7 protein-coding genes are annotated in these 5,325 nt (G+C 64.4%); 4 read left to right on the forward strand and 3 right to left on the reverse strand.

Annotated elements, in window-relative coordinates; all coding sequences use genetic code 11:
• Window positions 1-205 precede the first annotated feature (205 nt).
• On the forward strand, window positions 206-574 hold the full coding sequence (locus V6M39_RS06285) for a hypothetical protein (RefSeq protein WP_332642900.1): 369 nt from the start codon (window positions 206-208) through the stop codon (window positions 572-574).
• Window position 575: 1 nt separating this feature from the next.
• A complete protein-coding gene (nucS, locus tag V6M39_RS06290; protein WP_332642901.1) occupies window positions 576-1,253 on the forward strand; it encodes an endonuclease NucS in 678 nt (225 codons plus the stop codon).
• An 88-nt stretch (window positions 1,254-1,341) separates the two neighbouring features.
• Here the strand turns inward: nucS and V6M39_RS06295 are convergent, their stop codons facing one another.
• Both V6M39_RS06295 and V6M39_RS06300 read right to left on the reverse strand, forming a co-directional pair.
• Window positions 1,342-1,743 carry an SSI family serine proteinase inhibitor gene (locus V6M39_RS06295; RefSeq protein WP_332642902.1) on the reverse strand — a complete coding sequence of 134 codons (402 nt, stop codon included), beginning with the start codon at window positions 1,741-1,743 and terminating at the stop codon, window positions 1,342-1,344.
• Window positions 1,736-2,260 carry a ferritin gene (locus V6M39_RS06300; protein WP_332642903.1) on the reverse strand — a complete coding sequence of 175 codons (525 nt, stop codon included), beginning with the start codon at window positions 2,258-2,260 and terminating at the stop codon, window positions 1,736-1,738. Before V6M39_RS06300 ends, V6M39_RS06295 begins: the two co-directional genes overlap by 8 nt.
• A 73-nt stretch (window positions 2,261-2,333) precedes the next feature.
• Between V6M39_RS06300 and V6M39_RS06305 the strand changes: the two genes are divergently transcribed.
• Together V6M39_RS06305 and V6M39_RS06310 are read left to right on the forward strand one after the other, a co-directional pair.
• On the forward strand, window positions 2,334-2,495 hold the full coding sequence (locus V6M39_RS06305) for a hypothetical protein (RefSeq protein ID WP_332642904.1): 162 nt from the start codon (window positions 2,334-2,336) through the stop codon (window positions 2,493-2,495).
• 64 nt (window positions 2,496-2,559) lie between these two features.
• Entirely contained in the window at window positions 2,560-3,336 is a 777-nt protein-coding gene (locus tag V6M39_RS06310) for an isocitrate lyase/PEP mutase family protein (protein WP_332642905.1), read from the forward strand.
• On the opposite strand, the gene V6M39_RS06315 is transcribed toward V6M39_RS06310, so the two are convergent.
• The gene (locus V6M39_RS06315; protein WP_332642906.1) at window positions 3,333-5,288 is read right to left on the reverse strand and encodes a protein meaA; all 1,956 of its coding nucleotides are present in this window, start codon (window positions 5,286-5,288) and stop codon (window positions 3,333-3,335) included. The two genes, V6M39_RS06310 and V6M39_RS06315, sit on opposite strands and share 4 nt — an antisense overlap.
• Between the last annotated feature and the right edge of the window lie 37 nt (window positions 5,289-5,325).

The raw sequence follows: 5,325 nt of genomic DNA on the forward strand, positions 1-5,325 counted from the left end.
GCGTCGATGTCGTCGCTGGTGGCGTAGCCACTCTCGTACATCGTGGCGGCGTGGTTGAGGTACGGCAGCAGCAGCGTGCGCGCGATCTCGGCGTTTCGGTCGCTTCCGGCCAGTTGGTCGACGATCTCCTGCATGGCTACTCCTGAGTAATAAGAGGGTCGTGACAGACTAACGTGACTCACAGGGGAGATGGATGAATCTGCGTATGACACTTGCCACAAGCGTGGCTGTGACCGCTTTGCTGGCTGTTTCCGGGTGCAATGACTCCGGCAACAAGGCCGAACCAGGGGCCTCCCCCAGCACCTCCGAATCCGCATCACCTTCGACCTCTGCGACACCCGACAAGGCCGACCTCGTCGGCACCTGGTCCGACGAGGCAGCCGAGTGGACCGTGCACTTCAACGACGACGGCACTTTTGTCGAGGACTACCAGGGCATCAAGGACTTCCGGGTCGGTACATACTCCGTTGACGGCGAGACCGTGGCACTCAAGGGTGACGACGGCATCACCACCGCCGGCTCGATCGTTGGCGTCACGCTGGCGTTCAAGCTCGGCACACTGATCAGGAACTGACATGCGTCTCGTCATCGCCCGGTGCCAGGTCGACTATGCCGGCCGCCTCGCCGCCCACCTCCCACTCGCCACACGTCTGATCATGGTCAAGAACGACGGCTCAGTGCTGATTCACTCCGACGGTGGGTCCTACAAGCCACTCAACTGGATGAGCCCGCCGTGCACGCTGCGTGAAGGCACCGGCGACGACGGCGGCATCGAATGGACCGTCACCGCTGGCAAGACCGACGACACCCTGCGCATCACGATCGAAGAGATCCTGCATGACTCCGCGCACGAGCTCGGAATCGATCCCGGACTGCAGAAGGACGGCGTCGAGAAGCACCTGCAGGAGCTCCTCGCCGAGCACACCGTCGCCCTGGGCGAAGGAATGAGCCTCGTACGACGCGAGTTCATGACGGCGATCGGCCCGGTCGACCTGCTCTGCAAGGACGGGGGCGGCGCCTCTGTCGCCGTCGAGATCAAGCGCCGCGGTGACATCGACGGCGTCGAGCAGCTCACCCGCTATCTCGAGCTGATGAACCGCGATCCGGCCCTGCGGCCAGTGCGCGGGATCTTCGCGGCCCAGGAGATCAAGCCGCAGGCCCGCACATTGGCCCAGGACCGTGGCATCGAGTGCGTTGTCGTCGACTATGACGCCCTTCGAGGCATCGACGACCCCTCGCTCAGACTGTTCTAGCTGCCAAGGCGAGCTGTGGGCCCGAGCGAAGCGAGGGCAGGGCGCCCGGACGAAGTCCGGCAGCGGCGAGGTACGAGGCGCGCGCCTTTCATTGAAGAGGCACGTCGAAGACTGTTGTGCCGAGCTTTTCCCAGCGGTCGATCTCGCAGCCATTGCTGCGGTTGAACGACGCCTCTACGTGCGCGCCTTTGTAGGTACCAGCGATCGTCGCGGTCTGCGGGCCGCCGAAGATCATCGTGCAGGCCTGATCCTTGGGGATCGGTTGGAACACGTTGAGCCCGGCATCCTTGATCTTCGCGCAGGCCTCCGCAGGCTGCGGATGGTCGCCACCGGGCGGGTCGCACGTCAGGTGCATCTCGACCGGCTCGGCGCCCTCGTCAGCAATCACCGTGATGGCGAGGTCAGTCGACGTACCGGGCTGGTCGTCCTCGCCGTTGTTGCAGCCACCCGCTGCGAGCAGCAGCGCGACAGCAACCAGTGCTTTACGCACCGGCGATGGCCGGGGCAGTCGGGTCGTTGCCTTCGTTCTTGTCCTCGCGGGCAACCCAGTCCTCGATGCGCTCGTAGTCGTCCTTGGAGCGCGTCACGACCGCCAGCAGATCGCTCATCTTGGAGACTTCCTCAACCTGTTCCTTGATGAACCACTGCATGAACTGGTCCGAGGCGTAGTCGTTGTTCTCGCGAGCGATCCGGGTCAGATCGTTGATCTGCTCAGTGACGCGCTTCTCCTGCTCGAGAGCGGCAGCCACCGGCTCGATCACGTTCTTGAAGTCCGCCCGCGGGGCATCGAGGGCCGGGATGGTGACTTGCTCATCGGCGTCCAGGAGGTAGCGCACCATCATCATGGCGTGGTCGCGCTCCTCGATGGCCTGCTGGTAGAACAGCGCAGCCATCTGCGGCATCGTCTGCGCGTCGAAGTACGTCGCGATCGCGATGTATTGCTGATGGGCTCCGAACTCGTTGCCGAGCTGCTCGTTGAGCTGTTTGACGAACGCTGGTGCTGCCATGAGCAATGTCTCCCTGTTCTGGATAAGGCTGGCGAGTAAGGCGAGCCTCACCTACACGTTGTACGATAGCAATGTGCCTCCGAAGCCCAAGAGCAAGTGCTGCAGCGACAAGCCTGCCTGCAAGCGCTGCCCCATCCAGATGATGAAGAAGGGGACTCTTCCCGAGGGCTACACCGTCAAGAAGCGCAAGCTCGTCAAGGTCAAGAAGAAGGACCGGGTCAAGATCGCTGCCTAACGGCAGTTCGAGCCTAGGGCACAGGCCCGCTTGGGTTCCACGAAGGACTGGCTAGCCTTCCCGTATGACCAACGTCGCCGAACAGGCCACCACACTTCTCGCCCTTCACTCCAACCCGAAACTTCTCACCGTCGTCAACGTCTGGGACGCGATCAGCGCCAAGATCGTGGCCGAGGTCGAGGGCACCCAGGCACTTGCCACAGCCAGCCACTCGATCGCCGTCGCGCACGGGTACGAGGACGGCGAGAACATCCCCGTCGACCTGATGATCGCCGCTGTCGGCCGCATCGTGGCTGCCACGGAGCTTCCCGTCACGGCGGACCTCGAAGCGGGCTACGGCAATGCCGGCGAGACCACGCGCAAGGCGATCGGCGTTGGTGCCGTCGGTGCCAACATCGAGGACCAGATGAAGCCCCTCGCCGAGTCCGTCGCCGTCGTCGAGGCAGTGATCGCTGCTGCTCAGGCCGAGGGCGTCGAGTTCGTCCTCAACGCGCGTACGGATGCCTTCCTCCGCGCCGGCGACCGCCCCCACGCTGAAGTACTCGCTGATGCCATCGAGCGCGGCTCGTCCTATCTCGCCGCTGGCGCCCCGGTTGTGTTCGTCCCTGGCGCGGTGTCGGAGGACGACATCAAGGCAATCGTGGACGTATGGGGCCCGCAGAAGCTCACGTTGATCGGTGCGCCCGGCTCGGTGGCACTCCCCCGTATGCAGGAGCTGGGCGTCGCGCGCGTGTCGTACGGCCCGTTCAGCCAATCAGTCGCGCTGATGGCTCTGCAGGATCTCGCGAAGGACGTCAACGCCAGCGGTGGACTTCCGAAGGACTACCGCCACCTCAACTAGTCGCTGAGGTGGTTGGCCTTGCGGATCTCGTCGACGATGCGATCCATGATGGCCGTCATGCCGAAGTCCTTCGGCGTGAACACCGCGGCAACACCGGCGACCTCCATCTTGCGGGCGTCTGACTCGGGAATGATGCCGCCGACGATCAGGGGCACGTCTCCGATACCGCCCTCGGCCATGGCCTTCTGCACCTCGGGCACGAGTTCCATGTGCGAGCCGGACAGGATCGACAGGCCGACACAGTGGACGTCCTCTGCGATGGCCGCAGCGACGATCTGAGCGGGTGTGAGACGGATGCCCTGGTAGATGACCTCGAAGCCGGCATCGCGCGCGCGTACGGCGATCTGCTCAGCACCGTTGGAGTGCCCATCGAGTCCTGGCTTGCCGACGAGGAAGCGCAGACGGGTGCCGAGCTCCTCCCCCGTCTTCTTGACCTTCTCGCGTACGGCGGTGAGCTCCTTGCCTGAATCGGCAACGCCCACGACACCGCTGACACCGGTGGGTGCGCGGTACTCGCCGAACACCTCACGCAGTGCGCCGGCCCACTCGCCCACAGTTGCTCCAGCGCGTACAGCCGCGAGCGTTGCTTCCATGAGGTTGGTCTCGGTCTTGGCCTCGGCACGAAGGCGATCCAGTGCCTCATCGACGGCTCCCTGGTCGCGCTGCGCGCGCCACGCGATCACATCGGCAATGGCGTTGGCTTCAGCTTCGGGATCTGACGTCATGATCGCGGCGTCGAGGTCCTCAGTCAGTGGCGACGGTTCGGTCTCGGTGTATGCGTTGACGCCGACAACCTTCATCTCGCCCGACTCGATACGGGCGCGACGCTCAGCGTGCGAACCGACCAGCGCCTGCTTCATGTAGCCCGACTCGACGGCAGCAACGGCACCGCCCATCGCCTGGACGCGGTCGATCTCTTCCTTGGCACCGGCGACGAGCTCGGCAACCTTGGCCTCGATCACGACCGAGCCTTCGAAGATGTCGTCGTACTCCAGGAGGTCCGACTCGAAGGCAAGCACCTGCTGGAGACGCAGCGACCACTGCTGATCCCATGGACGCGGCAGACCGAGCGCCTCGTTCCACGCCGGAAGCTGTACGGCGCGGGCGCGGGCGTCCTTGCTCAGCGTCACACCGAGCATTTCGAGCACGATGCGCTGGACATTGTTCTCGGGCTGCGCTTCGGTCAGGCCGAGCGAGTTGACCTGCACGCCGTAGCGAAGGCGGCGCATCTTGGGGTCGGTCACTCCGTAGCGCTCACGGGTGATCTCCTCCCAGAGCCGACCGAACGCGCGCATCTTGCACATCTCTTCGATGAACCGCACGCCTGCGTTGACGAAGAACGAGATGCGTCCGACGACGGCCTCGAACTCCTCGGGCGGCACCTGGCCCGAATCACGTACGGCGTCGAGGACGGCGATTGCGGTCGTCAGGGCGTATGCCAGCTCCTGCGTCGGAGTCGCGCCGGCTTCCTGCAGGTGATAGCTGCAGATGTTGAGCGGGTTCCACTTCGGGATCGTGCTGACCGTGTAGGCGATCATGTCGGTCGTCAGACGCAGCGACGGTGCGGGACCGAAGACGTACGTGCCGCGCGAAAGGTATTCCTTGATGATGTCGTTCTGGGTCGTGCCCGAAAGCTGGGCGGGGTCGACGCCCTGCTCCTCCGCAGCGACCTCGTACATCGCGAGCAGCCACATCGCGGTGGCGTTGATCGTCATCGACGTGTTCATGGTGTCGAGCGGGATGTCCTTGAACAGCTGGCGCATCGCGCCGAGGTGCGGGATCGGCACACCGACCTTGCCGACCTCGCCACGACTGAGCTCGTGGTCAGGGTCGTAGCCGGTCTGCGTGGGCAGGTCGAAGGCCACCGAGAGACCGGTCTGACCCTTCGCGAGGTTGCGTCGGTAGAGCGCATTGGACTCGGTCGCCGAGCTGTGTCCGGCGTAGGTGCGCATCACCCAGGGCTTGTCAGGCATAACGTTCAGGTTACCG

The sequence above is a fragment of the Aeromicrobium sp. genome (genome assembly GCF_036675695.1).
Lineage (GTDB): Bacteria > Actinomycetota > Actinomycetes > Propionibacteriales > Nocardioidaceae > Aeromicrobium.

What these genes read in the sequence shown, in the direction of transcription:
- V6M39_RS06285 (WP_332642900.1), top strand. Translation starts at nt 206, where the DNA reads ATGACACTTGCCACAAGCGTGGCTGTGACCGCTTTGCTGGCTGTTTCC.
- nucS (WP_332642901.1), top strand. Translation starts at nt 576, where the DNA reads ATGCGTCTCGTCATCGCCCGGTGCCAGGTCGACTATGCCGGCCGCCTC.
- V6M39_RS06300 (WP_332642903.1), bottom strand. Translation starts at nt 2,260, where the DNA reads ATGGCAGCACCAGCGTTCGTCAAACAGCTCAACGAGCAGCTCGGCAAC.
- V6M39_RS06310 (WP_332642905.1), top strand. Translation starts at nt 2,560, where the DNA reads ATGACCAACGTCGCCGAACAGGCCACCACACTTCTCGCCCTTCACTCC.
- V6M39_RS06315 (WP_332642906.1), bottom strand. Translation starts at nt 5,288, where the DNA reads ATGCGCACCTACGCCGGACACAGCTCGGCGACCGAGTCCAATGCGCTC.